The organism is Streptomyces spinoverrucosus, assembly GCF_006539505.1.
GTDB lineage: Bacteria > Actinomycetota > Actinomycetes > Streptomycetales > Streptomycetaceae > Streptomyces > Streptomyces spinoverrucosus.
The window spans coordinates 15,478-40,263 of sequence record NZ_BJND01000025.1; the positions used below are offsets into that span (position 1 = coordinate 15,478).

General features: G+C 69.8%; 16 protein-coding genes and 2 pseudogenes. 10 read left to right on the forward strand and 8 right to left on the reverse strand.

The genetic code is table 11. The annotated features are described in order from the left end of the window. Positions 1-214: 214 nt before the first annotated feature. Genes larC2 through SSP24_RS44170 form a run of 3 tightly spaced genes read left to right on the forward strand, consistent with a single transcriptional unit; the run spans position 215 to position 1,876 of the window. A complete protein-coding gene (gene larC2 / locus SSP24_RS18415; protein ID WP_229866193.1) occupies positions 215-1,057 on the forward strand; it encodes a nickel pincer cofactor biosynthesis protein LarC2 in 843 nt (280 codons plus the stop codon). Continuing rightward, the gene (locus SSP24_RS44165) at positions 1,047-1,517 is read left to right on the forward strand and encodes an adenine nucleotide alpha-hydrolase family protein (protein ID WP_229866191.1); all 471 of its coding nucleotides are present in this window, start codon (positions 1,047-1,049) and stop codon (positions 1,515-1,517) included. Before larC2 ends, SSP24_RS44165 begins: the two co-directional genes overlap by 11 nt. Before the next feature lie 11 nt (positions 1,518-1,528). Further along, positions 1,529-1,876: an adenine nucleotide alpha-hydrolase family protein gene (locus SSP24_RS44170; protein ID WP_229866189.1), complete on the forward strand. Its 348-nt coding sequence runs from the start codon at positions 1,529-1,531 to the stop codon at positions 1,874-1,876. Between the two features lie 116 nt (positions 1,877-1,992). Here SSP24_RS44170 and yicI read toward each other — a convergent pair whose 3' ends face one another. After that, the gene (gene yicI / locus SSP24_RS18425) at positions 1,993-4,275 is read right to left on the reverse strand and encodes an alpha-xylosidase (protein ID WP_141310733.1); all 2,283 of its coding nucleotides are present in this window, start codon (positions 4,273-4,275) and stop codon (positions 1,993-1,995) included. Positions 4,276-4,446: 171 nt separating this feature from the next. Here yicI and SSP24_RS18430 point away from each other — a divergent pair, with 171 nt between their 5' ends. Further along, the gene (locus tag SSP24_RS18430; protein WP_141310734.1) at positions 4,447-6,588 is read left to right on the forward strand and encodes a beta-galactosidase; all 2,142 of its coding nucleotides are present in this window, start codon (positions 4,447-4,449) and stop codon (positions 6,586-6,588) included. A 195-nt stretch (positions 6,589-6,783) separates the two neighbouring features. Here SSP24_RS18430 and SSP24_RS18435 read toward each other — a convergent pair whose 3' ends face one another. Then, positions 6,784-9,627, reverse strand: a complete 2,844-nt coding sequence (locus tag SSP24_RS18435; protein WP_141310735.1) for a glycoside hydrolase family 3 C-terminal domain-containing protein — start codon at positions 9,625-9,627, stop codon at positions 6,784-6,786. Positions 9,628-9,944: 317 nt separating this feature from the next. On the opposite strand from SSP24_RS18435, the gene SSP24_RS18445 reads away from it, so the two are divergent. The 5 genes and pseudogenes from SSP24_RS18445 (at position 9,945) to SSP24_RS18465 (ending at position 14,728) form a co-directional block, all read left to right on the forward strand. After that, entirely contained in the window at positions 9,945-11,618 is a 1,674-nt protein-coding gene (locus SSP24_RS18445; protein WP_141310736.1) for an extracellular solute-binding protein, read from the forward strand. Next, entirely contained in the window at positions 11,618-12,670 is a 1,053-nt protein-coding gene (locus SSP24_RS18450; RefSeq protein WP_141310737.1) for an ABC transporter permease, read from the forward strand. Before SSP24_RS18445 ends, SSP24_RS18450 begins: the two co-directional genes overlap by 1 nt. Further along, a complete protein-coding gene (locus SSP24_RS18455; RefSeq protein WP_141310738.1) occupies positions 12,667-13,593 on the forward strand; it encodes a carbohydrate ABC transporter permease in 927 nt (308 codons plus the stop codon). Before SSP24_RS18450 ends, SSP24_RS18455 begins: the two co-directional genes overlap by 4 nt. Positions 13,594-13,725: 132 nt before the next feature. Continuing rightward, positions 13,726-14,336: pseudogene (locus SSP24_RS18460) on the forward strand (1,4-beta-glucanase); the annotation flags it as partial. Positions 14,337-14,479: 143 nt separating this feature from the next. After that, positions 14,480-14,728, forward strand: coding sequence for a hypothetical protein (locus SSP24_RS18465; RefSeq protein WP_141310739.1), 249 nt, complete (start codon positions 14,480-14,482; stop codon positions 14,726-14,728). 124 nt (positions 14,729-14,852) lie between these two features. Here SSP24_RS18465 and SSP24_RS18470 read toward each other — a convergent pair whose 3' ends face one another. The 6 genes and pseudogenes from SSP24_RS18470 to SSP24_RS18495 all read right to left on the reverse strand — a co-directional run bounded on the left by SSP24_RS18470 (position 14,853) and on the right by SSP24_RS18495 (position 21,893). Beyond that, complete coding sequence (locus SSP24_RS18470) at positions 14,853-15,107, reverse strand: hypothetical protein (RefSeq protein WP_141310740.1); 255 nt, start codon at positions 15,105-15,107, stop codon at positions 14,853-14,855. Positions 15,108-15,257: 150 nt separating this feature from the next. Beyond that, positions 15,258-15,530: pseudogene (locus SSP24_RS18475) on the reverse strand (family 43 glycosylhydrolase); the annotation flags it as partial. A 22-nt stretch (positions 15,531-15,552) separates the two neighbouring features. Continuing rightward, complete coding sequence (locus tag SSP24_RS18480; protein WP_141310741.1) at positions 15,553-17,688, reverse strand: alpha-galactosidase; 2,136 nt, start codon at positions 17,686-17,688, stop codon at positions 15,553-15,555. A 16-nt stretch (positions 17,689-17,704) separates the two neighbouring features. Next, on the reverse strand, positions 17,705-19,690 hold the full coding sequence (locus SSP24_RS18485; protein WP_141310742.1) for a beta-galactosidase: 1,986 nt from the start codon (positions 19,688-19,690) through the stop codon (positions 17,705-17,707). Continuing rightward, positions 19,687-20,724, reverse strand: coding sequence for a LacI family DNA-binding transcriptional regulator (locus tag SSP24_RS18490; protein ID WP_141310743.1), 1,038 nt, complete (start codon positions 20,722-20,724; stop codon positions 19,687-19,689). The genes SSP24_RS18485 and SSP24_RS18490 overlap by 4 nt, the downstream gene beginning before the upstream one ends. Positions 20,725-21,086: 362 nt before the next feature. Further along, positions 21,087-21,893, reverse strand: a complete 807-nt coding sequence (locus tag SSP24_RS18495; RefSeq protein WP_308794206.1) for a GNAT family N-acetyltransferase — start codon at positions 21,891-21,893, stop codon at positions 21,087-21,089. Positions 21,894-22,156: 263 nt separating this feature from the next. On the opposite strand from SSP24_RS18495, the gene SSP24_RS18500 reads away from it, so the two are divergent. Further along, complete coding sequence (locus SSP24_RS18500; RefSeq protein ID WP_141310744.1) at positions 22,157-24,463, forward strand: beta-L-arabinofuranosidase domain-containing protein; 2,307 nt, start codon at positions 22,157-22,159, stop codon at positions 24,461-24,463. The last annotated feature ends 323 nt before the right edge of the window (positions 24,464-24,786 follow it).

Genomic DNA, 24,786 nt, shown 5'->3' on the forward strand with positions numbered 1-24,786 from the left:
GCCGCCGGAGGCGGGCCTCTCACGATCACTGACACCGGTGACGAGGGCACCCCGGCGAGCTTCCGCATGCCTCTCAGGAAACGCAAGGGGCGACTCACCGCGCGGCAGAAGCAGTACGACAAGGTCGTCGGCGCGGTCCGGGCGATGGCGGAAAGGCTGCGGGAGGGGCGGGCTGGAAGGCGAGGACGCTGCCGGGATCGGTGCGCTGGCCGTGTTGAGCGTCGGCGCCGCCGCCGCGCCGGGGCGCCGACGGTGCGGCGGCGGGGGGCGGGAGTCGTCAGGGGTCGGGCACGCCCTGCACGCCCTGGGCGTCACCGAGGTGATCAGCTCACCCCTGCCCCTCGGCCGGGGACAGGTGAACTCCGCGCACGGCGTGCTCCCTTGCCCGGCACCGGCCACACTCGCCCTGCTGAGGGGAGCGGCCGTGACCGGCACCGACCTGCCGGGGGAGACGGTGACACCCACCGGCGCCGCCCCCCTGCGCGCCACCGGCGCCCGTTACGGCCCGCCGCCGCTCCTGACCGTGGGCCCCACGGGCTACGGCGCGGGCACCCGACGCCTGCCCGACAGGGCCAACGTCGTGTCCGTGACCCTCGGGGAGCCTGTCGCGTCCCCGTCCGCGGAGGACGTCGTCACGCTGGAGACCAACCTCGACGACGTCACGGGCGAGGTTCTCGGCCACGTCATCACCCGTGCGCTGAACGCCCGCGCCCTCGACGCCTGGACGACCCCGGCGGTGATGAAGAAGGGCAGACCCGCTCAGGTCCTGCACGTCCTGACCACCCCACAGCACGAGCGACGGCTGCGGGACCTGGTGCTGGCCGAAACCGGCAGCCTCGGCATCCGCCGGGTCGCCGCCACCCGCACCACGCTGCCGCGCACCTTTGAGACCGTCGACGTCGAGGAGCACCCGGTGCGCATCAAGCACGGACCGCACGGCGCCAAGCCCGAACACGACGACCTGGTGGCTGCCGCGGCGGCGCTGAATCTGCCCCTGCCCGCTGTCGCCGCACGCGCAGCGCGCCTGAGCCGAAGAGGACACCACGGTGACGAGTGACCACACCCCGGAGCACCGGCTCCTGAGCCGCATACGGGAACTCGACGGCCGGGTCGTGCGGTCGCCTACTCGGGCGGCGCCGACTCCGCTCTGGTCCTCGCCGCCTCCGTACAGCGCCCTCGGCCCCGACCGTGTCCTGGCCGTCACCGCCGTGTCGGAGAGCCTCGCCGAGGGCGAACTCCCGCACGCCCGTCGACTCGCCGAAGAATTCGGGGTCGTTCATCTGACGGCCTGGACCAGCGAGTTGACCCGCCCCGGCTACCGTGCCAACGGCCCCGACCGCTGCTACTTCTGCAAGTCCGAGGTCCTGGACACCATCGCCGCACTCGCCCACGAGCACGGCTTCGACGACCAGGTGGCCACCGGCACGACGCCGACGACGCCGTCGACCCGTACCGCCCCGGTATCCGCGCAGGGCGGGAGCGCGGCATCCGGACCCCGCTCCTCGATGCCGGCCTGAGCAAGGAGGACGTGCGCGAACTCAGCCGGCACTGGTCGCTGCCGACCTGGAACAAACCGGCAACCCCCTGCCTCGCCAGCCGCGTTCGCTACGGCATCGAGGTCACCCCCTACCGCCTGGCGCGCGTCGACCGGGCCGAAACGGCCGTACGGGCGCTGCTCGCCGAGGCCGGAATCGACGTCACGGACCTCCGCGTCCGCGACCTCGGCGACAGCGCCCGCGTCGAGGCGGATCCGCCGCTGGTCGTCCGGATCGCGGCGCTTGCGGGCCTGGCGGAGGCACTTGCCGACGCGGGTTTCGCCGAACTGCCCTACAGCGTCGAGCCCTTCCGCTCGGGGCGGCTCAACACCGAGGCCTGAGCGGCAGCTATGAGACGCGGCGGGCGGTACTGGACACCGCCCGCCGCGTCTCGTGTCACTTCATGCGGTGCGTCGCTGGAACTGCTGCTTGGTGCCGCTGCCGCAGGTCCACCGGATCATGCGGGGTACGGCACATCGGCCTCCGTGGTGCCGGCGGGCTGGATGTGCACGGTTCCGTCCGGGCCGCCGAAGCGCAGCTGCCACGGCTGCGCGCTGTCGGTGGTCACGTGCAGCCTGCCGCCCCGGCGGCGCAGGTGGAAGCGGGCCGTCTCACCGGGGCCGTCGGTGCTCGGGATCACCACGGTGCGCTCGGCGCCGTCGGCGAAGGCGTGCACCCGCAGCTCGACGCCGTCCGCCCAGGCGGAGACCGGGTGCTGGTCGTCGGCGGCCAGCGGGATGACCGAGTTCGGGCGGGCCAGCAGCGGCAGGGTGTGGAAGCCGTGCTGCTCGCGGACCCAGCGGGGGCCGGTGACCTGAGCGCCCGTCAGCACATTGGTCCACGTGCCGTCCGGCACGTAGTACTCGACCGTGCCGTCGTCGGTGAAGACGGGCGCGACGAGCAGGTCGTCACCGAGCATGTACTGCCGGTCGAGGGTGGCGGCGGCCGGGTCGTCGGGGAACTCCAGCACCATGGCGCGCATCACCGGGGTACCCGCGGTGTGCGCCTGCTGCGCGGCGCGCTGGAGGTACGGGGCGAGGCGGTGCTTGAGGAGGGTGAACTCGCGGGTGACGTCGACAGCCTCCTCGCCGTAGTCCCACGGCACTCGGTACGACTTGCTGCCGTGCAGGCGGCTGTGCGAGGAGAGCAGCCCGAACTGCACCCAGCGCTTGAACACGGCCGGGGTCGGGGTGCCCTCGAAGCCGCCGATGTCATGGCTCCAGAAGCCGAAGCCGGACAGGCCGAGGGAGAGCCCGCCGCGCAGGGACTCGGCCATGGCCTTGAAGTGGGACTCGCAGTCGCCGCCCCAGTGGACCGGATACTGCTGGCCGCCCGCCGTGGCGCAGCGGGCGAACAGCAGCGCCTCGCCCTCGCCGCGCTCGGTGCGCAGCAGGTCGAAGACGGCCTGGTTGTAGAGGTGGGTGTAGTAGTTGTGCATCCGCTCGGGGTCGGAGCCGTCGTGCCAGACGACGTCGGTGGGGATGCGCTCGCCGAAGTCGGTCTTGAAGCAGTCCACGCCCTGGTCGAGCAGAGTCTTCAGTTTGCCGGTGTACCAGTCGCGCGCGGCCGGGTTGGTGAAGTCCACCAGCGCCATGCCGGGCTGCCACAGGTCCCACTGCCACACGCTGCCGTCCGGGCGCCTCACCAGGTGGCCCTCGCGCATACCCTCCTCGAACATCGCCGACTGCTGCGCGATGTAGGGGTTGATCCAGGCGGAGATCCGCAGCCCCTGCTGCTTCAGCCTGTTCAGCATGCCCGCCGGGTCGGGGAAGGTGTCGGAGTCCCATGCGAAGTCGCACCACTGGTAAGCGCGCATCCAGAAGCAGTCGAAGTGGAAGACGCTCAGCGGGATGCCGCGTTCGGCCATTCCGTCGACGAAGCGGTTGACGGTGACCTCGTCGTAGTCGGTGGTGAAGGAGGTGGTCAGCCACAGGCCCAGCGCCCAGGCCGGGGGCAGGGCGGGGCGGCCGGTGAGCGCGGAGTAGCGCTCCAGGATCCGCTTCGGGCTCGGGCCGTGGACGACGAAGAACTCCAGCGACTGGTCCTCGACGCTGAACTGGACCTGGCCGACGGACTCGGAGCCGACCTCGTAACTGACCTTGCCCGGGTGGTTGACGAAGACGCCGTAACCGCGGTTGGTCAGGTGGAAGGGGATGTTCTTGTACGCCTGCTCGCTGCTGGTGCCGCCGTCCGCCTGCCAGATGTCCACCACCTGCCCGTTCTTGACGAAGGGGGTGAACCGTTCCCCCAGCCCGTATACCAACTCCCCTACATCCAGGGAGAGTTGCCCGAGCATGAAGTGCCGGCCGTCGGCGTCTGTGACGAAGCCGGTGCCGCGCTCGCCGACGGAGGTCAGCACTCGCCCGTCGGCGGTGAACTCCAGGTGCCACGGCTGGGAGGTGTCCACCCGCAGCGACAGCTCACCGGATCTGAGCTCGACCACGGCGCCGTCCCAGTGCACCTTTCCGGCGTCCGGTTGCGCGCCCGGCAGCGCGAACTCCGGCCCGCGCCGCACGGAACCGGCGTGGTGGGTGGCGCGCACCCCGATCACTCCCTCGGCCGGCGACCAGCATGCGACGGTCAGCAGCGGGCTGTTGAGCGTGCCGCCCCGGCTGAGCACCTGCTTCACCGGCGCGTAGAGGGTCATTCGGTGCTCGTCGGCCCGGACGTCCGCGACCTCGGTGGCGTAGCGCGCGGTGACGCCCGGTCGCGACAGCCAGTAGCCGTCGGTGAACTTCATCGAGTGGTTTCCTCCGTCCGCGCACAGTGCGCGGTGATCAGGCCCCGGCACCAGTAGCGGTGGCTGTCCCTGGGCGCGTTGGTGAAGCGCTTCGACGCTGCCATTGCATGAGATGTGGTGTCAATGCTTGCATTGCGAAGTGAAGCGCTTCGACTCCAGAGGGGACTTCGCATGACCGCTCTGCCCGCGCGCGTGATGTTCGGCGCCGCCTACTACCACGAGTACCAGCCGTACGAGCGACTCAAGACCGACCTCGATCTCATGACGGAGGCGAAGTTCACCGTCATCCGCGTCGGCGAGTCGGTCTGGTCCACCTGGGAACCGGAGAACGGCCGCTTCGAACTCGACTGGCTGCAACCCGTCCTCGACGGCGCCCACGAGCGCGGCATCTCCGTCGTCCTCGGCACCCCCACCTACGCGGTGCCGCCGTGGCTGGCCCGGCAGTACCCGGAGATCGCCGCCGAGGACGCCACCGGGCGCCGCGCCGCGTGGGGCGGCCGGCAGGAGGTCGACATCACGCACCCGGCCTTCCGTTTCCACGCGGAGCGGGTGATCCGCGCGATCGTGGCCCGTTACGCCGGCCACCCCGCGGTCATCGGCTTCCAGGTCGACAACGAGCCGGGCCCGCGACTGCCGCACAACCACGGTGTCTTCCAGCGGTTCGTCGACGACCTGCGGCAGCGATACGGCGATGTGGAGACCCTCAACCGCGAGTGGGGGCTGGTGTACTGGTCGCACCGGCTGTCCACCTGGGCCGACCTGTGGACCCCGGAGGGCAACGCGCAGCCGCAGTACGACCTGGCCTGGCAGGCGTTCCAGGCGCGTCAGACCACCGAGTTCATCGCCTGGCAGGCGGGCATCGTGCGCGAGTACGCGAGGCCCGACCAGTTCGTCACCACCTGCCTCGCCTACGGTTCTCCCGGCCTGGAGGACGACGAGCTCACCGACAGCCTGGACGTCACCGCGGGCAACCCGTACTACGACATGCAGGACAGCCTCACGATGCCCGAGCCGCCGCGCGAGAAGCTGCCGCAGCAGTGGATGGCCTACGGCGCGTGGGCACTGCACCAGAGCGCCGACCGGATCTACTCCTCGCGCCAGGAGCCGTTCCTCATCACGGAGACCAACGCCCAGGCCATCGGCGGCCCTTCGGACAACCGGCCCGCCTTCGACGGACAGTGGCGGCAGGCCGCCTGGGCGCTGGTCGCACGCGGGGCCCGCATGATCGAGTACTGGCACTGGCACACACTGCACTTCGGTGCCGAGACGTACTGGGGCGGAATCCTCCCGCACAGCGGACGACCGGGGCGAGCGTACGGCGAACTCGCCCGACTGGGCGCCGAGTTCGAGCGGGCCGGAGACCTGGTCGCCGGCATCACACCGGACGCCGACATCGCGATGCTGTACTCGGCGCCGAGCAAGTGGCTGATGCGCAAGAACCCACCGCTCGCCGCCCCCGACGGCGGTCCGGACGCGGGTGCCTACGAGGGCATCTTCGACCCGTTCTACCGGGGCGCGTTCGAGGCGGGGCGCCAGGTACGGATCCTGCACGCCCGCCAGCTGCACGATCCGCGCGGCGAACGCCCGGGGCTGCCACCGGAGTCGGCCGCCGAGCTGCACCCCGTACTCATCGCCCCCGCGCTGTACGTGGCGGACGACGGGACGCTCGACTGGCTCGGCGCCTACGCGGAGGCGGGCGGCCACCTCGTCCTCGGTCCCCGCACCGGTTACGGCGACCACGAGGCGCGGGCACGCCACGAGGTGACACCGGCACGCCTGGTGAAGGCCGCGGGCGTCCGGTACGACGAGTTCAGCAACCTGCACGCCGACCTGCCGCTGCGCGCCGCGCCGGACAGCCCGCTCCAGCTGCCCGCCGACGCGGTGGCCACCCGCTGGGTGGAGGGCCTGGCCGTCGAGGACGCCGACGTCCTCGCCGAGTACGACCACCCGCACTTCGGGCGCTGGCCCGCCGTCACCACCCGCCGTCACGGCGCGGGCCGCGTCACGTGCGTGGGCACCGTGCCCGGCCGCGATCTGGCCCGCGCGCTCGCCGCGTGGCTCGCGCCCTCCCCGTGCAGTGGCTGGCAGGACCTGCCGGACTCGGTCACCGTCGCCACCGGCGCGGCCCCCGACGGCCGGCGCGTCCATGTCGTCCACAACTGGAGCTGGCAGCCGGCCACCGCCCAGGCGCCGGTGGACCTGACCGACGCCCTGGACGGCAGCGTGGTCCCGGCCGGTACGCCCGTGCGGCTCGGTGCCTGGGACGTCCGCGTCCTCGCCGCCGCACCGGGGGCTGCCGCGGAGGCCCGCTGACATCCGCCACCGTGGCACCGGAAACAGGCCGGCAGGTCGGCAGGCCGACAACGAGCCCGGCGCCGGTCTCCGGCACACCCGGTGCCATGCTGTGAGGAGTTGAGCCGCCCCGGGCGAAGCCGAGTCCGGCACCGAAGTCTTTCGGTGCCGGACTGCTGCGCATCGACTCCCATACCCGTGGCGTCGAGGCGGACCTCAGACGGTGAAGGCGACGCGCGCGAGCCGCACCGGGCCACGCAGCCCCAGGCGGACGTCGTGCACACCGGCCGCCACGACGGCGGGGGCGTTCACCGTGGCGTAGTCGTAGGGCCCGGCCGTAGCCGGGGAAAGCGTGAGCACGGCCAGGACGGGACCGTCACCCAGCGAGAGTTCGACCGTGCCCTCACCCGCGGCCTCCATGGTGATCCCGGCAGCCCCCTTTCCGAAGTCACAGTCACGGAACAGCAACTCGCCCCTGCGGCCGGCCACCGGGGCGACGGAGTCACCCGATGTCTTCGTGCGGTCCACGATCTCCGTGTCGCTCTGCTCGTCGAAGTCCACCGCGTCCAGGCCGCCCACCATGACCGGCTGGGGGACGGACGGCTCGCCGTCGAGGTCGATGGTCTCGGTCAGACGGATGTCCTCGCTGGATGCTCCGACGAGGATCTCGTAGAGGCCGGGCGCCACCCGCTGACGTCCCTGCGCCACGTCCCAGAACGCGAACGCCGACTCCGGCACCCGGAAGGCGATCTCCGTGACCTCGCCGGGCGCGAGCGTCACACGCCGGTGCGCGGCCAGTTCCCTGCGGGGCCGTGGCACCGACGGGTCCATGGCCCGGGTGTAGAGCTGGGCGACCTCGTCCGCGGTGACGTCACCGGTGTTGGCGACCGTGAAGGACACGTGCAGTGTCCCGTCCTCGACTCGGGTCGTGAGGCCTTCGTAGGAGAACGACGCGTACGACAGGCCGTGGCCGAAGGGGAAGAGCGGTGTGCCTTCGAAGTAGAGGTAGGTCTGGCGGCTGCCGATCACGTCGTAGTCGAGGAGGTCGGGCAGGTCGGAGTCGTCGGCGTACCAGGTCTGGGGGAGGCGGCCGGCAGGGGAGACGTCCCCGGCCAGGATGCGGGCCAGGGCGGTGCCGGCCGCCTGGCCGCCGTGTGCCGTCCACAGCAGCGCCGGCACCTCCGCGTGATCGATCGCGTACGGGTACGCCGACACGAGTGCGAGGACGGTGTTGGGGTTGGCGGTGCGGGCGGCGCGCAGGAGGCGTTCCTGGTGGGCGGGGAGGGCCAGGGTCGTGCGGTCCTCGGTCTCGCGGCCATGGATGTGCGGGTCGTTGCCCGCGACCACCAGCACCACGTCCGCCCGCTCGGCGACCCTGTTCACCGCGTCCACGCCGCTTTCGACGACGACGATTTTGAAGATCTCTTCGTTCCCTTCGGCAACCTTGAGGCCGTCGGCGGCGACAGAGACATGGCGACCGGTTCCGATGTGCAGCAAGAGGTGCCCGTGCTCGTGGGGTTCCAGGCGGAAGGTTTCCTGGACGAACCAGCCTCCGGGCTGGTCGGCGGAGGCGCGCACGTAGCCGTCCTCGGCGACCGAGAGGTAGCGGCCGTCGGGTGCGCGCAGCGTGAGCACGCCCTCGCCCCAGTCGACGAGGGCGAACTCCGTGCCGGTTGCGTCGGTGGTCAGCGGGGGCAGGTCGGTGCGGCCCGTCAGCAGGGCCGGGTCCAGGGCGCCCTCGGCGCCGCGCACCTCGTCGTCGGCGTCCGTCGCGGGGACGTGCAGGAAGGATCCGGCCGATGTCTTGAGCCGGATGCGGTCGACGCCCTCCGCGAACTGCACCTGCTCGGTGCCGAACCGCTCGTACAGGCCCTCCAGGGGTGTGGAACGGTGGATGAGGGTGCCGCTGTACCAGTCGAGTTTGCACTCGTCGGCGAGCAGGCCGACCACCGCGATCCGGGTGGCGGGCGCGAGCGGCAGCAGCCCGCCGTCGTTCTTGAGTAGCACGACGGCCTGCTCGGCCGTCTCCTGGGCGAGGGCCCGGTGGGCGGGGGTGTCGAAGTCGTGGGTGAGCGCGTGCGGGTCGTGCTCCGGGTCGAACTCGCCCAGGCGGAAACGGACCGAGAGCTGGCGGCGCACGGCGGTGTCGATGTCCGCCTCGGTCAGCAGGCCCCGCTCCAGGGCACCGCGGACCCGCGCGGTGATCTGGGTGCTGTCGGTGTTGTGGTCGGTGAAGCTGTCGACGCCGGCCAGCAGGGAGGCGGCGGTGGCCTCCTCGTGGGTGTCGAAGTAGTGCTCGGAGTCGACCAGGTTGGACGGCGCCCCCGCGTCCGAGCAGACCAGCAGGTCCTCCTCGGTCCAGGTGCGCAGGTGCTCGCGCAGGTACGGGGAGACGTGGTTGGGGCGGCCGTTGACCAGGTTGTAGGCCGGCATGACCCCGGCCACGGCGCCGGCCTCGACGGTGTCGCGGAAGGCGCTCAGGTCGTACTCGTGCAGCACACGCGGACGCACCGAGGAGGACGTGATGTCGCGGTCCGTCTCGTTGTTGTGCGCGAGCCAGTGCTTCAGGACGGGTGCGGTGCGCCAGTACGTCGGGTGCTCGCCGCGCAGGCCGTGGGTGTAGGCGGTGGCGATGGCGGAGGTGAGTTTGGGGTCCTCCGAGTAGCCCTCCTCGTTGCGGCCCCACAGCGGGTGGCGCAGCAGGTTGACGGTCGGGGCCCACACGTTCAGGCCCACACGGTCGTCGCGGGCGCGCATCGCCCGGACCTCCTTGGACACCGCCTCGCCGACCCGTCGGACGAGATCCGTGTTCCAGGTCGCGCCCAGACCCACCGCCTGCGGGAACACCGTGGCCGGACCCATCCACGCCACGCCGTGCAGCGCCTCCTGGCCGGTACGGAACGCGGCGATGCCCAGGCGCTCCACGGCCGGGACGTACTGGTGCAGGAACCCGATCTTCTCGTCGAGGGTGAGCCGCGACAGAAGGTCGTCGATGCGCTTCGCGAACGGCAGCTGCGGATCGCGGAAAGGAGCTGGTGTGTGCGGCCGGTGTGCGGACACGTGGGATCCCCTTGAGATGGAGAAGTAAGTGCTTTCGAAGCGCTTCGATGCTCATTCGCCACCGGGGCGGGTGTCAAGAGATCAACGCTGTTACATCAAGCAGGACATACGGATAGTCCCCTCTGTGCCTCACAGGAATCTTGGCAGCGACTCTTGTGCGCCCCTGGGCGTTCACTTAACCTCGCAGCAACATCGAAGCGCTTCGACGGCGAACCGCGTCGTAGTCATTGGATGTCCATTTTCAGCTCAGCCAGTCCCAGTCACCACACCGCAGCCGACGGCCTTCCGCCGGGTGTGTGCCATGAAGGGTTGACGCAATGACGCCGAACGCCGCCTCCGCCGGACCCAGCCGGAGAAGCTTCCTCGCCTCCACGGCGGTCGCCACCGCAGCGGTGGCGGGAGGAATGCCGCTGCTCACCGCCTGCGGCGGTTCGGACAGCGGGAAGCGCGAAGGGGCCACATCGGGGAAGGCAGCCGACAAGCTGCTCCCCACCTACGTCGCCAGCACGATCGCCAAGCCGGACCTTCCGTCGAAGAACGGCTCGTCGGCCGGCTACACCAGCAAGGTCGACCTCGCGACCCTCGCCACCTCGGTCCCGAAAAAGCTCGGCACCGGCGCTCCCCTCAAGGTCATGTCCCCGTTCTGGGGAACCCCGCCGAAGCCCGGGTGCGCGTACTACACGGCACTCGACGCCACGGTGGGCACCAAGATCACCTGGCAGAACCAGGACGGCAACACCTATGGTGAGAAACTCGGCGCCGTCCTCGCCTCCAGCTCCATACCCGACATGGTGGTCGTGCCCGGCTGGGAACTGGTCGGCAAGATCTCGAACGCGGTCACCGCGAAGTTCATGGACCTCGGCCCCTACCTGGCGGGCGACAAGGTCAAGAAGTACCCGAACCTGGCCGCGATCCCGTCCGACTCCTGGCGCATGAGCATCTTCGGAGGCGCGCTGCGCGGCATCCCGATGCCCGCCGCTCCCGCGAGCTTCATCACGCCCTACTACCGCAAGGACATCTTCGACAAGAGGGGCTACACCGTCCCCAAGTCGGCCGATGAGTTCCTCAGCTGGGCCAAGGAGGCCACCAGCGCCAAGGCCAAGGTGTGGGCCTGTGGTGACATGAGGTGGAGCTCGGCGGGCATCTTCGGTGTCCTGCCCTCCGGGACGCTCGGCTGGAACATCGAGGACGACGGCAAGCTGACGAACCGCATCGAGCATCCTGAGTACCTCGAATCCCTGGAGTGGGTCCGCAAGCTGTTCGCCGCGGGTGTGGTTCATCCCGACGACAAAGCAAACACGGGCGACCCGGGCCAGCGGTTCACCGCCGGGCAGGTCCTGGTCTACAACGGCAACGGGGCCGACTGGTGGGGCAAGACCGTCGAACAGGCTCAGTCCAACCCGGACTTCCAGATCGAGGGCATGGACTACTTCGGCGCCGACGGCGGCAACCCGACGCTGTACGCCGCCCAGCCCGCCGGCATCTGGTCGATGATCCGCAAGGGCGCCTCGAAGGAGACGGTCGAGAACGCGCTGGCCGCCGCCAACTTCGCGGCAGCGCCCTACGGCACCAAGGAGCGGATGTTCGTCGAATACGGCGTCGAGGGCACCCACTACACCGTCAAGGACGGCGTACCGGTCAAGAACGAGCGGGGTATCCAGGAGGTGAACAGCGCCTGGGCGCTGCTGGCGGCCCCGGCTCCTTTCACCGCCCACCCCGACTTCCCCGAGATCGCCCGCAAGCAGGTCGAGTGGCAGCAGCGGCAGGGTGCCTTCATGAAGAAGACGTCCACGTACGGCATGAACATCGTCGAGCCAACCCGCTACGCCACCCTCTCCAGCCAGTTCGAGCAGCTGGAGATCGACTTCGTGCGCGGCCACAAGAAGCTGTCCGACGTGCAGCAGGCCATCTCCACCTGGAAGTCCTCCGGCGGCGACAAGCTGCGCGACTGGTACAAGCAGCTCCTCGACAAGAACGGCAGTGGCAACTGATGTCCCTCACGGCCGGAAGCAGGCCCGACGGGACACGTCCCCCCGCGGCCGTCGAGGAACCGACGGCCGCGGTCGCCGCGGCCACCGTGAAGGAGAGCGTGACGCGCAGGGCCGGAAAGGCCGGAAAGGTTCCCTTCCGGGTCCGGTGGCGCCGCGACCGCACGCTCATCCTGATGACGCTGCCCGTCATCCTCCTGCTCCTGCTCTTCAACTACGTCCCGCTGCTCGGCAACGTCGTCGCCTTCCAGGACTACGACCCGTACGTCTCCAGCAACGGCATCACGGCGATCTTCCACAGCCCCTGGGTCGGCGTGGAGCAGTTCTCGCGGATGCTGGACGACCCGCTGTTCTGGAGCGCCACGAAGAACACCATCGTGCTGTTCGTGCTGCAACTGGTGCTGTTCTTCCCGATCCCCATCGCCCTCGCGCTGGTCATCAACAGCGTGATCCGGCCCCGGGTGCGGGCCGTGGCACAGGCGATCCTGTATCTGCCGCACTTCTTCTCGTGGGTCCTCGTGGTCACCGTCTTCCAGCAGATCCTCGGCGGCGCGGGCATCATCGCGCAGACCCTGGAGAAGCACGGGTGGAGCGGCTTCGACCTGATGACCGACGCGGACCTGTTCAAGTTTCTGGTCATCGGGCAGGCCGTGTGGAAGGACGCCGGCTGGGGGATCATTGTCTTCCTCGCCGCCCTGTCCGCGGTCAGCACCGACCTGTACGAGGCCGCCGCCATGGACGGCGCGGGGCGCTGGCGACGCATGTGGCATGTCACGCTGCCCGCGCTGCGCCCGGTGATCGCGCTGTTGCTCGTCCTGCGGGTGGGCGACGCGCTGAGCGTGGGATTCGAGCAGTTCCTGCTCCAGCGGTGGGCGGTCGGTGCCGGGGCCAGCGAGGTCCTCGACACGTACGTGTGGAACGTGGGTATCCAGAACGGCGACTTCAGCTACGCGGCCGCGGTCGGCCTCGTCAAGGGAGTCATCGGAGTCTGCCTCGTCCTGGGTGCGAACAAGGTCGCGCACCTGCTCGGCGAGCAGGGGGTGTACAAGAAATGAGCCTCAACACGACGCTCATCCGCAGCCTTAAGGCTCCCGCCCGCCCCGTGTGGGAGGAGCCGCCCAGCAAGGCGGGACTGATCGCCAAGAGCGGCTTCCTGGCCCTGTGCTGTCTCGGGGTCCTCGGACCGCTGTGGATCGTGATCGTCACCAGCCTCTCCCCGAAACCGGTGATCGACCGGGTCGGCGGCCTCGTCGTGATCCCCCAGGGCATCACCTTCGTCAACTACACCGAACTGCTCAGCGGCGGCCAGGTCAGCCGGGCGATCATGGTGTCGGTCGGCGTCACGCTCTTCGGCACGCTGTTCTCGATGACGGTGTCGGTACTCGCGGCCTACGGACTGTCCAGGCCGGGCAGTCTGGGGCACCGGTTCTTCCTGATGGTCATGATGGCGACCATGTTCTTCGGAGCCGGGCTCATTCCGACGTACCTGCTGGTGCAGTCGCTGGGCCTCACCGACACCTACCTGTCCTTGATCCTGCCGAGCGCGGTCAGCGTCTTCAACATCCTCGTGCTGCGGGCCTTCTTCATGGGAATCTCTCCCGAACTCACCGAGTCCGCCCGCATCGACGGGGCCAGTGACCTGCGCATCCTGCTGACCATCATCATGCCGCTGTCGCGTGCCGTGCTGGCCGTCATCTCCCTGTTCTACGCAGTCGGCTACTGGAGCGCCTGGTTCAACGCCTCCATCTACCTCACCGACCAGCAGATGATGCCGCTGCAGAATGTGCTCATCCAGCTGGTCCAGAAGAACACGGAGGCCCCCACCGGCCTCTCATATGCGGTTCGCACCGGTCAACTTTCCTCGCTGGGACTGCAGATGGCGGTCATGGTGCTCGCCCTGATCCCCGTCGCCGTCGCCTCCCCCTTCGTCCAGCGGCACTTCAAGAAGGGCATGCTCACGGGGGCCATCAAGGGCTGAAGCCCGAGCGGGTGGCGTGAGCGGGAGCTTCCGCGGGTCTTCCGGGCTGCGGATCCGTCGTGGCTGGTCGCGCAGTTCCTCGCGCCCCTAGGCAGATCTCCCCCCTTCCTTTCACAGAATGAGGTATGTGTCATGCACGCGTCCCGCCTGAGTAGGCGTGCCGTTCTCGCCGGGACCGCGGCCGCCGCCGCGCTCACCACCGTCCCCTCCTTCGCGGGGCACGCTCACGCCGCCGAACCCGCTGCCACCGCCGGCCGGGCGTACCGCTGGCGCAACGTCGTCAGGGCGGCACCGGATTCGTCACCGGCGTCCTCTTCCACCCTTCCTGCCGCGGCCTCGCCTACGCCCGCACCGACATCGGCGGCGCCTACCGCTGGGACGACCGGACCGACCGCTGGATCCCGCTGACCGATCACCTCGGCTCGGACGACTGGAACCTGCTCGGGGTCGAGGCCATGGCCGTCGACCCGGCCCACCCGAACCGGGTGTACCTGGCCCTCGGCGCGTACACGCAGTCCTGGGCCGGCAACGGGGCCGTGCTGCGGTCCGACAACCGCGGGGCCACCTGGAAGCGCACCGACCTCACCGTGAAGCTGGGCGGCAACGAGGACGGGCGGGGATGCGGTGAGCGCCTGCTCGTCGACCCGCGCGACAGTGACACCCTATGGCTCGGCACCCGGCACGACGGGCTGCTCAAGTCCACCGACCGCAGCGCCACTTGGCAGCCCGCGGACTTCCCGGCAGCCCGGCGGGACACACCCATGACTCACTGAGCCGTAGTCCGCGGACCCGCCTCGGAGGGGCGCGGTCCTCGCTACAGTGCCCCGGACGCCTGGCTCGTGCCCGTGACTGGCGCGGTTGATGAAGTGGAGCATCCGCTGATGGGTTGCACACTGGAGCCCGGTGGTGGGCGTTCATCGACGACCGGCTCGACGAACGGATGCACGCGGAGTATCCCGAGGGCCTCAACGCCTACCATGCCGACTGGCATGCCGCCCACTCACTGGTTCAGGACCATGCCCAGGCTGTCGCACGAGGTGATGACGACCAGGCCGGTCGGCTCATTCAGCAGATGCGCGACGTCGCGGCCGACTGGGACGGTCACCCCGACCACCCCGACCACGCTGTCGCGTAACCGTCGCACCACGAGCTGTAGAGCCAGCCGCTACACGCAGCTCAGTTCCGGCCCTCCCTTCAGTCCCCGTCCGGCGCACACAGAAGGGCTTCCCCAGGAGAGCCACGGCCCGACGATGAGTGCCTCATCCGGCGGGCTCGCTCGACGCTGCTGACGGGTTCCGCGGCCTCGGGCGGGGCAAGCGCCAGCGGTCCGCCCGATAGCGGGCCGGGGTGCTGTGACCTGGCTGTGGCGGGTTGAGGGTCCGGACCATGGCGCGGTCGGGCGTGAAGGTCAGGGTCACCTTCTGACCGGTGACCGTGATGGCGCCGGGGTCGATGCTCACCGTGCCCTTGGTCGAGGCGCGCAGCAGTTTGTCGACGACGCCGCGCATAGCCACAGCCCGCTGCTCGGGCGGGACATCCCGGAAAAACGGCTCGCTCAGAGCGTCGGCGTGGAAGAGAACCCATGGTCGTCGCCGTTCCGGCGGATGACGTCCTCATCAGTGATGGGGCGCCGGGGGCGCGGAACGGGGACGGCACGCCCCTCCCAGGGTGGGGGCGTAGATGCCGTCCGAGGACGGCATGTCGGCCGGCAGGCGCAACTGCTCCGGACGGTCCAGTACGTTGCCGATCTGCCGCCAGTGCACGAGGTCACGGCTGTGGAAGAGGGGTACGCCGGGGAAGTACTCGAAGCTGGAGCAGGCGAGGTAGTAGTCGTCGCCGACCCGGCAGATGCTCGGGTCGGGGTGCAACCCGGGGAGCACGGGGTTGGTCACGCGGGCGGGCTGGTTCTGAGCGGGCACCCTTGGTCGTCCTTTCATCGGGTGGCTGCAGAGACGGCGCTCAGGGAGCGTCCGGCTCCGTGCGGGTGATGCGGAGCAGCGCCGCGGAGGGCGCGGTGGGCAGGGTCACGGTGAGGTCGACGGTGTCCGGGTTCCAGACGGCAACGGCCTCACGTGCGGTGGGGTACAGCACCTCGACACGGGCTGCGCCGCCGTCCGCCCGTTCGGGCAGCCGGAGGGTGGTGGTGGCCGCGCCGCCCGGGCGGCGCCAGACGGTGAGGTAGGTGGTGGTGGGGGTGTGCAGGGCGAGAGCGATCCAGGGGTCGTCCCAGCCGGGCAGCCCCAGGGGCCAGGACGGCACGGCTTGCGGCAGGTCGGCGCGGATGGCCTTGTACACGGCGACCGCCTCGTGGACGAGGGCGAGGGCCTCGGGCCCCAGCTCCGGCAGGCGGCCGGAGAGGTGGATGCGGCCGAGGAGGCCGCTCGCCATGGTGAAGGCGACCTCGTCGAGTGAGTCCTCCGGCTGCGGGTAGGCCCAGACGGCGCCCTGCTCGGGGGTGACGGCGGTGGGTGCGGAGGCCGCGATGGGCGCGTAGAGGTTGAGGTTCTGCTGGTCGCTGGTGGACTGCAACTGCAGCCGCGACAGCAGGGCGTGGTCCCAGCGCATGCCGCCCGAGGAGCAGTTCTCCACCACCAGGTGCGGATAGCGGTCCAGGATGCCGTCGAGCCAGTCCAGGTGGGCGCGGTTGTGGCCGAGCAGGCCGGCGCCCGGGGTCTCGCCGGGGTGGGCGCTGGTGCCGGAGCCGGGGTCGATGTTGTGGTCGAGCTTGAGGTAGCCGACGCCCCACTCGCCGACCAGGCGGTCCACGACCTGGTCCAGGTGGGCGCGGGCGGCGGGGTGGCGCAGGTCCATGTGGTGCCGGCCGGACTCCACGAGGCGGACGCCGTCGCGGCGGAAGAACGCCTCGTCGGGCAGGGACTTGGCCATGGGGCTGTGGACGCCGATGACTTCCGGCTCCAGCCACAGGCCGGGCACCATGCCGCGTTCGCGGATACGGTCCAGCACCTCGTGGATCCCCTTCTCGCCGGGGAAACGTGAGGCGGATGGTTCCCAGGCGCCGACGCTGGTCCACCAGCCATCACTGTCGTCGTACCAGCCGGCGTCGATGACGAAGTACTCGGCGCCGGCCTCGGCCGCCGCGTCGATGAGCGGCAGCAGCTTGTCGGTGGTGGGGTCTCCCATCAGGCAGTTCATGTAGTCGTTGAAGATGACGGGCAGACCCCGGTGGTCGGGATGCGGGCGGCGTTGGGCGCGGCGGTAGCGGGTCAGCGCGGCGAACGCGGCGTCGGGGCCGCCGTCGGCGCTGTAGGACAGGGCCACGGGTACGGTGCGGAAGGCGGCGCCGGGTTCCAGGGGATGCCGCCAGCCGTGGTGGGTGTCGGTGGGACCGAACAGTGCCGCGTAGGCAGCGTTGTCGTGCTCTTGGCACTCCCAGCGCCAGCCCCCGCCGTTGTGCTCGATCTGCCACATCCAGGTGCGGCCGAAGTGGCGGTCCGTGAGGCCGCCCATGGGCAGGTGTCCGCAGCTGGACCAGGTGCCCTGTCCGGTCAGTTCGAAGCCGGCCTTGCCGTGCCCGTACTTCACGCGTCCGCTGGGGTCGGGTGTGGTCCGGCGCATCGGCTGTCGCTGCCAGCGGCATTCGGCGAGCCAGTCGTTGTCCGCCCACAGCAGGTCGGCGGCGTCGAGGGCTGCCGGGTCCGGCGAGGTGAGGCAGCCCACCGCGAGCGAGCTGACCGACTCCAGGTGCAGCGTGGTCTGCCCTTCGTTGCGCAGGGTCACCTCGCTGCGGAGTACGGGCACGCCGTCCGGTGACCGGTAGGTCACCTCCGCGACCAGTCCGGTTTCCGGGTCGTGGAGGTGGACGGTCAGCGTGTGCCAGTCGCCGTCGCGGGTCGCGTGGTGGGTCCGGTGGCGCAGACGCCCGCCGAGAGCGGTCCCGATCAGGCGGCTGCCCGACCAGCCCCGGCCGTGACCCGCGGCCGTCACCTCCACCAGAGGAAGGGCGGCACGGGGGTCGCTGCCCGCTTCGCCGGGCAGTCCGAGATGCGTCAGGCGGGCGCTGCCGTCGTCGTCGAGGACGAAGTGGAGTTGTAGGGCCTCGTGACCCCAGCGGAAGCTCCGCTGTTCGTTTTCCATGCTGTCCTTTTCCAGGTCAGTGGCCGCGCAGGACGGCGCAGCCGCCGGGCGGCAGTTCGTGGGCTGTGGTGCCGGTGAGCAGCTCGTGGGCGGGCTCCGGCAGCGGCACGGTGTCCGCGGTGTGGTTGATCAGGACGTGCCAGCGGCGGCCGTCGGCTGCGTGCCGGGTGACGGCTTCGACACCGGCCGGCAGACCCGGCGGCTCCGGCTCGATGCCGGCCTCCTTGAGCAGCCGGCCGACCAGGGCGCCGTAGTCGGCGTCGTCCAGGCGGGTCGAGAGATACCAGCCCTGCCCGGTGCCGAAGCGGTGCCGGGTGAGTGCCGGGCTGTCTGCGAGCATGCCGTGGGTGTAGGCGGCGAGTGTCTGAGCACCCTCGCAGTGCAGGGACTCGCTCCAGACAGTGCCGTACGACCCGTCCGACAGGGCGATCCGCTCGTCCTGCCGCAGCGGCCGGTACTCCTCGACGCGGATGCCCAGCGCCTCACGCAGCGGTCCCGCCGGATAGCCGCCGAGGCGGGCGTGCATACGGTCGTCGACGTATCCGCTCGCGTGCTGGACGAGGAGCGTCCCGCCGCCGGCGATGTAACGGCGCAGGTTCTCGGCGCCCTTGTCGGACAGCAGGAAAAGGGCCGGGGCGATGACGAGCCGGAAGTGGCTCAACTCGTGCTCCGGGTGGGTGAAGTCGACGGTGGCGCCCGCGTCCCACAGCGCCCGGTGCGCCCGTACAAGTACCGCGTGGTAGTCGAGGCGGGAGGAGGGCAGACCGTCCACGCCGAGCGCCCACCAGGCGTCCGGGTCGTCCAGCACGGCCACGGACGCGGTGACCGTCGATCCCGCCAGCTCGCCGAGCCGGGCGACCGCTTCACCAGTCCGCGTGACCTCGCGGAAGACACGGCTGTCGGGCCCCGCGTGCGGGACCATCGCCGAGTGCCACGTCTCGGCGCCGGCCCGGGACTGCCGCCACTGGAAGAACAGGGCGCCCTCCGAACCGCGCGCGATGTGGCCGAGGGTGTGGCGCAGGATCTCCCCGGGGTCCTTGCCGAGTACCTGGTCGCCGTCGTAGACGGTACTGGTGCCCTGCTCCATCAGCAGCCAGGGGCGGCCGCCGGCCAGGGAGCGAGTGCGGTCGGCGTGGAAGGCGGCGTCGGCGGCGGCGTCCAGGCCCGGTGCGCTCGGATACTGGTCGGACGTGACGACGTCGAGTTCGCGGGCGAAGGCCCACAGGTCCACGTTCTGGTAGGCGGGGAGCATCAGGTTGGTCGTCACCGGCCGGTCGCTGTGGGCGCGGATCGCGTCGCGCTGCTCCCGGAAGGCGGCGATGATCTCGTCCGACCAGAACCGGTGGAAGTCCAGCGCCTGGCCGGGGTTCTTGTGCCACTGCGTCGCGCGCGGGGGCAGCACCTGCTCCCAGGAGGAGTAGCGCTGGCTCCAGAAGGCCGTGCCCCACGCCTCGTTGAGGGCGTCCAGCGAGCCGTGGCGGGCGCGCAGCCACACCCGGAAAGCCGCGGCCGCGTGGTCGCACCAGCAGAGCGTGCCGTACTCGTTGTGCACGTGCCACAGCGCGAGCGCGGGGTGGTCGCCGTACCGTTCTGCCAGGGCGGAGGCGATACGGCGGGCCGCGCTGCGGTAGGCGGGGGCGGCGAGGCAGTAGGTGTCGCGGCTGCCGTGGACGAGGCGGGTGCCGTCGGCCCTGACCGCGAGCGCGTCGGGGTGCGCCAGGGTGAACCACGGCGGCGGGGAGGCCGTCGGGGTGGCGAGGTCGACGGCCACGCCGTTCGTGTGCAGGCGATCGATGTGGGCGTCCAGCCAGGAGAAGTCGTAGCGTCCCTCCTCCGGTTCGAGCAGGGCCCAGGAGAAGACGCCCACCGTGGCCAGGTTGACCCTGGCCCGGCGCATGAGCTCGTCGTCCTCCTTCCAGACCGGCTCGTCCCACTGCTCGGGGTTGTAGTCCCCGCCGAAGGCGAGGCCGCCCAGGCGGTCGGTGATACTGCGTGCCGTCATGACGGCTCCTTGGGTACGGAGAGGCGAGCTGTGCTCTGGCGAGGCGTCAGGGTGGGTGTGAGCAGAGGCCGTTCGTCCTCGGGTTGCGCGCCGCGCCGCGCGTCGGTCAGCCGGCGGATCATCTGGTCGACCGCCACGCGGCCCAGTTCCCGCGTCGGGCCGGACACGGCGGTGAGGGCGGGCGCGTATTGCTCGGCGAGCTGCTCCGGGCACAGGGCCACCACCGAGGCGTCCTCGGGCACGGACCGCCCGCTGCTGTGCAGCAGGCTGAGCAGCGGGCCGATCGCCGCCTCGTTCTGCACCACGAAGCCGGTGGTGCGTGGGCGGTCGGCGACGATGCGGGCGAGGGTCCCGGCGGTGCTTTCGTACGTGCCCTCGCAGGGTCGGTCGAGGAAGCGCAGACCGCGCTGCCCGGCGCGCTCGCGGAAGCCCGTGAGGGTACGTTCGGCGTATCCGGCGTGCCGCTGGTAGACGCCGGAGCCGTAGCCGATGAAGGCGATCTCCCGGTGGCCGAGGTCGGCGAGGTGCTCTGCGCACAGGGCGCCGGCGGCGGCGAAGTCGTGGTCGACGCAGGACAGTCCGTGCGGGTCGTCGGGCAGGCCGATCAGCACGGCCTGCGTGCCCTGGGCGCGCAACGCCGGGATGCGCTGGTCGTCCAGTTCGACGTCCATGAGGATCACGCCGTCGGCCAGCCCGCTCGCCGCGACGCGCCGCACTCCCTCGGGGCCCTCATCGTTCGTGACCAGCAGGACGTCGTAGCCGTGCCGCCGTGCCGTCGTCGTGACGGAGATGGCGATCTCCGTCATGATCGGGACGTACACGCCGCGATGCAGCGGCATCACCAGCGCGATGATGTGCGAGCGGCGGCCGGCCAGCGTCCTGGCCCCGGCGTTGGGGTGGAAGCCCAGTTCCGCCACTGAGCGCAGGACGCGGCCCCGGGTCGCTTCGGAGATCCGTCGTGTGCCGTTGAGGACGTAGCTGACCGTGCTGGACGAGACACCCGCGTGTCTCACCACGTCGAAGATGGTCACCATGGGTGTGTCGAGGTTCCTTCCTGGTCATTGACCAGCCCTTGATCGCCCAGTGAGCACACCGGTCCGGAAGTGCTTCGAAGCTTCTGCGGTTCAACTCATGACTCATGGCGGCGGCCTTCCCTTGGCAGAGCTGTCGAAGCGCTTCACCTGGCAGGCGAAGGTAACGGACGAGTTTCGTGCGAAACAAGGGCCTGTACAGCGAGAAACTTTCTGTTCTTGGCGCAATGACGGCCCCATTGGGGGCGATGGCACCGTCGATGCGCTTCGACGCGCACGCTTCAGAGTCGGCTTCGCGCCCCGGGATGTCCATGAAACTTTCCTCCGTCGCTCGGCCGAGCACGGGGCATGAGGGGCTCAGCGGGTCAGCGCACCCGCCTTGACATGAAGAGAGCCTGCTCGCCGGTCGAGGCGGTGCCGTCGTAGAGCGTGGTGTCCAGACCGCAGAAGGTGAACCCCATACGGAGATAGGCACGGACTGCGGGAGCGTTGATATTGGTGACCTCGAGCCACACATGCCTCGCCCCGAGCTCCTTCGCGCAGTCGAAGGCGTGATTCATCAGGGTGCGCCCAACTCCCTTGCCCCGCCACGCCGGTGCGACCTCGATGTCGCAGATGGTCAGCCGTGCGTTCCACGGATCGAAGGAGGTCTCGATGAATCCACACAACTCATCCCCGTCGAAGGCGACAACCGTTCGGCTGAGCTCGGGATCGCCGTCATCATCGTCACTGCCGTCCTCATCGGGGAAGGTCTTGTGGACCGGAGGGGCCACCGGCGTCTCACGGATCCTGAACTCGCCGCCCGCCACGGTCACTTCGAACACGGAATCCGTTGTGAACGACCCGTCCAGCCCCGCCAGAGCCTCGTCGTCCTCGCGTCGCGCCAGCCTGTAGACGACGGTTCCCACCACGCCGAGCACAGCCTCGTCATCCGCAGGCCTCTTCATGGCACGACCGTAGTCCGCCTCCAACAGCGACGATCGGCTTCCGGCCGGCGGGGGCTGGCCGTCGTACGACCGGACGCTGCCGCCTTCTCCGCGGTCGGTCACCGACGACAACGCGGCAGACGCGCGTGCCGGGCACCGCGACGCCGGAATGTTGGCACTGGTCTGGGTGCGGTCGCACTCCTCACACTCCTGCTCGACACATCCAATGTCTGGCTTGGCTGTCACGGTGCTGATCGGACGCTCATCCGGTAATGAGTATGGAACTTGCGCCGCAAGACTAGACACAAGCAACGTTCATATCCGTTAATCCATCCCATGTGTCGTGGAGCGGATCGATGGGGCCGATACCCCTCTGGGCCTCGGACCTCTGGCCGAGCCGCGCTGCCGCCTTGCCGGCCCGTGACGTGCTGCACCCGACCGCCGGACATGTGAGCCCACACATCAACGACCAAGCAATCCCTGTCTCGTCACCGAAAGGGTGGTGCAAGATGTCTTCCTCCGTCAGCAGACGGCGCCTCATGCAAATGGCCGGGGCCACCGCCGCCGCCTCTGCCACCGGATCCTTCATCGGCAGTTCTCCCGCCCACGCGGCCATACCCCCCGCGAGGGCCGACATCGGAGTCTCCGCGCACCCCTTCGAACTCGGCCAGGTCCGGCTCACCGCAAGCCGGTGGCTGGACAACCAGAACCGTACGCAGAACTACCTGCGGTTCGTCGATGTCGACCGGCTGCTGTACAACTTCCGCGCCAACCACCGGCTCTCCACCAACGGCGCGGCCGCCACCGGCGGCTGGGACGCGCCGACGTTCCCTTTCCGCACCCACGTCCAAGGGCACTTCCTCACGGCGTGGGCACAGCTGTACGCCGTGACCGGGGACACCACCTGCCGGGACAAGGCAACCACCATGGTCGCGGAGTTGGCCAAATGCCAGGCCAACAACGGCGCCGCAGGTTTCAACGCCGGGTACCTCTCCGGCTACCCCGAGTCCGACTTCACCGCTCTCGAGCAGCGGACCCTGAGCAACGGCAACGTGCCGTACTACACCATCCACAAGACCCTCGTCGGCCTGCTGGACGTATGGCGCCACATCGGCAGCACGCAAGCCCGTGACGTGCTGCTCGCCCTGGCGGGATGGGTCGACTGGCGCACCGGCCGGCTGAGCAGCCAGCAGATGCAGGCCATGCTGCAGACCGAGTTCGGCGGCATGAACACCGTGCTGACCGATCTCTACCAGCAGACAGGCGACGCACGGTGGCTCAACGTCGCCCGGCGGTTCGACCACGCCGCGGTGTTCGACCCCCTGGCGTCCAACCAGGACCAGCTCAGCGGACTGCACGCCAACACCCAGGTACCCAAGTGGATCGGGGCCGCCAGGGAGTACAAGGCCACCGGCACGACCCGCTACCGGGACATCGCCACCAACGCCTGGAACATCTGCGTCAACGCGCACACCTATGCCATCGGCGGCAACAGCCAGGCGGAGCATTTCCGCGCCCCGAACGCCATCGCCGGCTACCTGAACAACGACACGTGCGAAAGCTGCAACACCTTCAACATGCTCACCCTCACCCGGGAACTGTTCGCGCTGGACCCGAACCGAGTCGCACTGTTCGACTACTACGAGCGGGCGTGGCTGAACCAGATGATCGGCCAGCAGAACCCGGCCGACAACCACGGCCACGTCACCTACTTCACCCCGCTCAACCCGGGAGGCCGACGCGGTGTGGGCCCGGCGTGGGGCGGCGGCACCTGGAGCACCGACTACGGCACCTTCTGGTGCTGCCAGGGCACGGGCCTGGAAATGCACACCAGGCTGATGGACTCCATCTACTACCGCAGTGACAACACCCTGATCGTGAACCTGTTCGTACCCTCGGTGCTCAACTGGTCAGAGCGCGGAATCACGGTCACCCAGACCACGTCGTACCCGAACAGCGACACCACGACCCTGCAGGTCACCGGCAATGTCAGCGGAACGTGGGCGATGCGCATCCGCATCCCGAGCTGGACCACCGAGGCCACCGTCAGCGTCAACGGCACGGCGCAGAACATCACCACCACCCCCGGCAGCTACGCCACCCTGACCCGCTCGTGGACCTCCGGCGACACGGTCACCGTCCGCCTGCCCATGCGGATCGTCATGCGAGCGGCCAACGACAACGCGAACGTCGCCGCGATCACCTACGGCCCGGTCGTCCTGTCCGGCAACTACGGCAACTCCTCGCTCAGCTCCCTCCCGTCGCTGAACACGTCCTCGATCACACGGACCAGCAGCAGTTCGCTCGCCTTCACCGCCACCGCCAACGGCTCCACCGTCAACCTGGGCCCGTTCCACGACGCGCATGGCCACAACTACACCGTCTACTGGAACACCAGCGGCACCGTCCGTCTCGCCAATGTGGGCAGCGGTCTCGTGCTGGGCATCCAGAACATGTCCACGGCCGACGGTGGCCGCGCTCTGCAGTGGAACGACTCGGGCACCGCCGACCACAACTGGCAAATGATCCCCGACGGAAACGCGGTCCGCTTCCGCAATGCCCACAGCGGCAAGGTGCTCGGCGTCTTGAACATGTCCACGACGGACGGCGCGACCGTCCTGCAGTGGTCGGACAACGGCACCGCCGACCACATATGGACGCTGCTCGACCAGGGAGACGGGACCTACAAGATCCGCAACGCGCACAGCGGCAAGTTGCTCGCCATCGCGAACAACTCCACCGCTGTCGGCGCGTTCGCAGTCCAGGACTCGGACAACGGCACCGCCGACAACCGGTGGCGCATCTTGGTGAACTAGGCGGACGCACCAGTTGCCGTTCGGTGTACTCCTGGATCCGGGTGTACTCGCGCGGTCGCCGACGAGGTCGGGGAGTGACCCTGCGACCGGGTAGTCGGCGTCGCCGAGTTCCGCGGGTCCCACTTTCGGATGGTCGGATTCCGGCCTGTCGGCGGGGGTGCCTCCGCCGATCGGCGGAGTGAACGCCCAAGTGAGCTGCGACGGGATGGAGGTGCAGGTCAAGACCACGAGGAGTACGTGAATGAACAGAGTGAGCCTCAGGGCGGCGACAGCGTTGGCGATCGCCCTGGCGGCTGTCTCCGGCACGGTGACGGCCGCCACCG

Coding starts and splice junctions, on each gene's coding strand:
- yicI (WP_141310733.1), bottom strand. CDS start 4,275: ATGAAGTTCACCGACGGCTACTGGCTGTCGCGACCGGGCGTCACCGCG.
- SSP24_RS18430 (WP_141310734.1), top strand. CDS start 4,447: ATGACCGCTCTGCCCGCGCGCGTGATGTTCGGCGCCGCCTACTACCAC.
- SSP24_RS18445 (WP_141310736.1), top strand. CDS start 9,945: ATGACGCCGAACGCCGCCTCCGCCGGACCCAGCCGGAGAAGCTTCCTC.
- SSP24_RS18450 (WP_141310737.1), top strand. CDS start 11,618: ATGTCCCTCACGGCCGGAAGCAGGCCCGACGGGACACGTCCCCCCGCG.
- SSP24_RS18455 (WP_141310738.1), top strand. CDS start 12,667: ATGAGCCTCAACACGACGCTCATCCGCAGCCTTAAGGCTCCCGCCCGC.
- SSP24_RS18480 (WP_141310741.1), bottom strand. CDS start 17,688: ATGGAAAACGAACAGCGGAGCTTCCGCTGGGGTCACGAGGCCCTACAA.
- SSP24_RS18485 (WP_141310742.1), bottom strand. CDS start 19,690: ATGACGGCACGCAGTATCACCGACCGCCTGGGCGGCCTCGCCTTCGGC.
- SSP24_RS18490 (WP_141310743.1), bottom strand. CDS start 20,724: ATGGTGACCATCTTCGACGTGGTGAGACACGCGGGTGTCTCGTCCAGC.
- SSP24_RS18500 (WP_141310744.1), top strand. CDS start 22,157: ATGTCTTCCTCCGTCAGCAGACGGCGCCTCATGCAAATGGCCGGGGCC.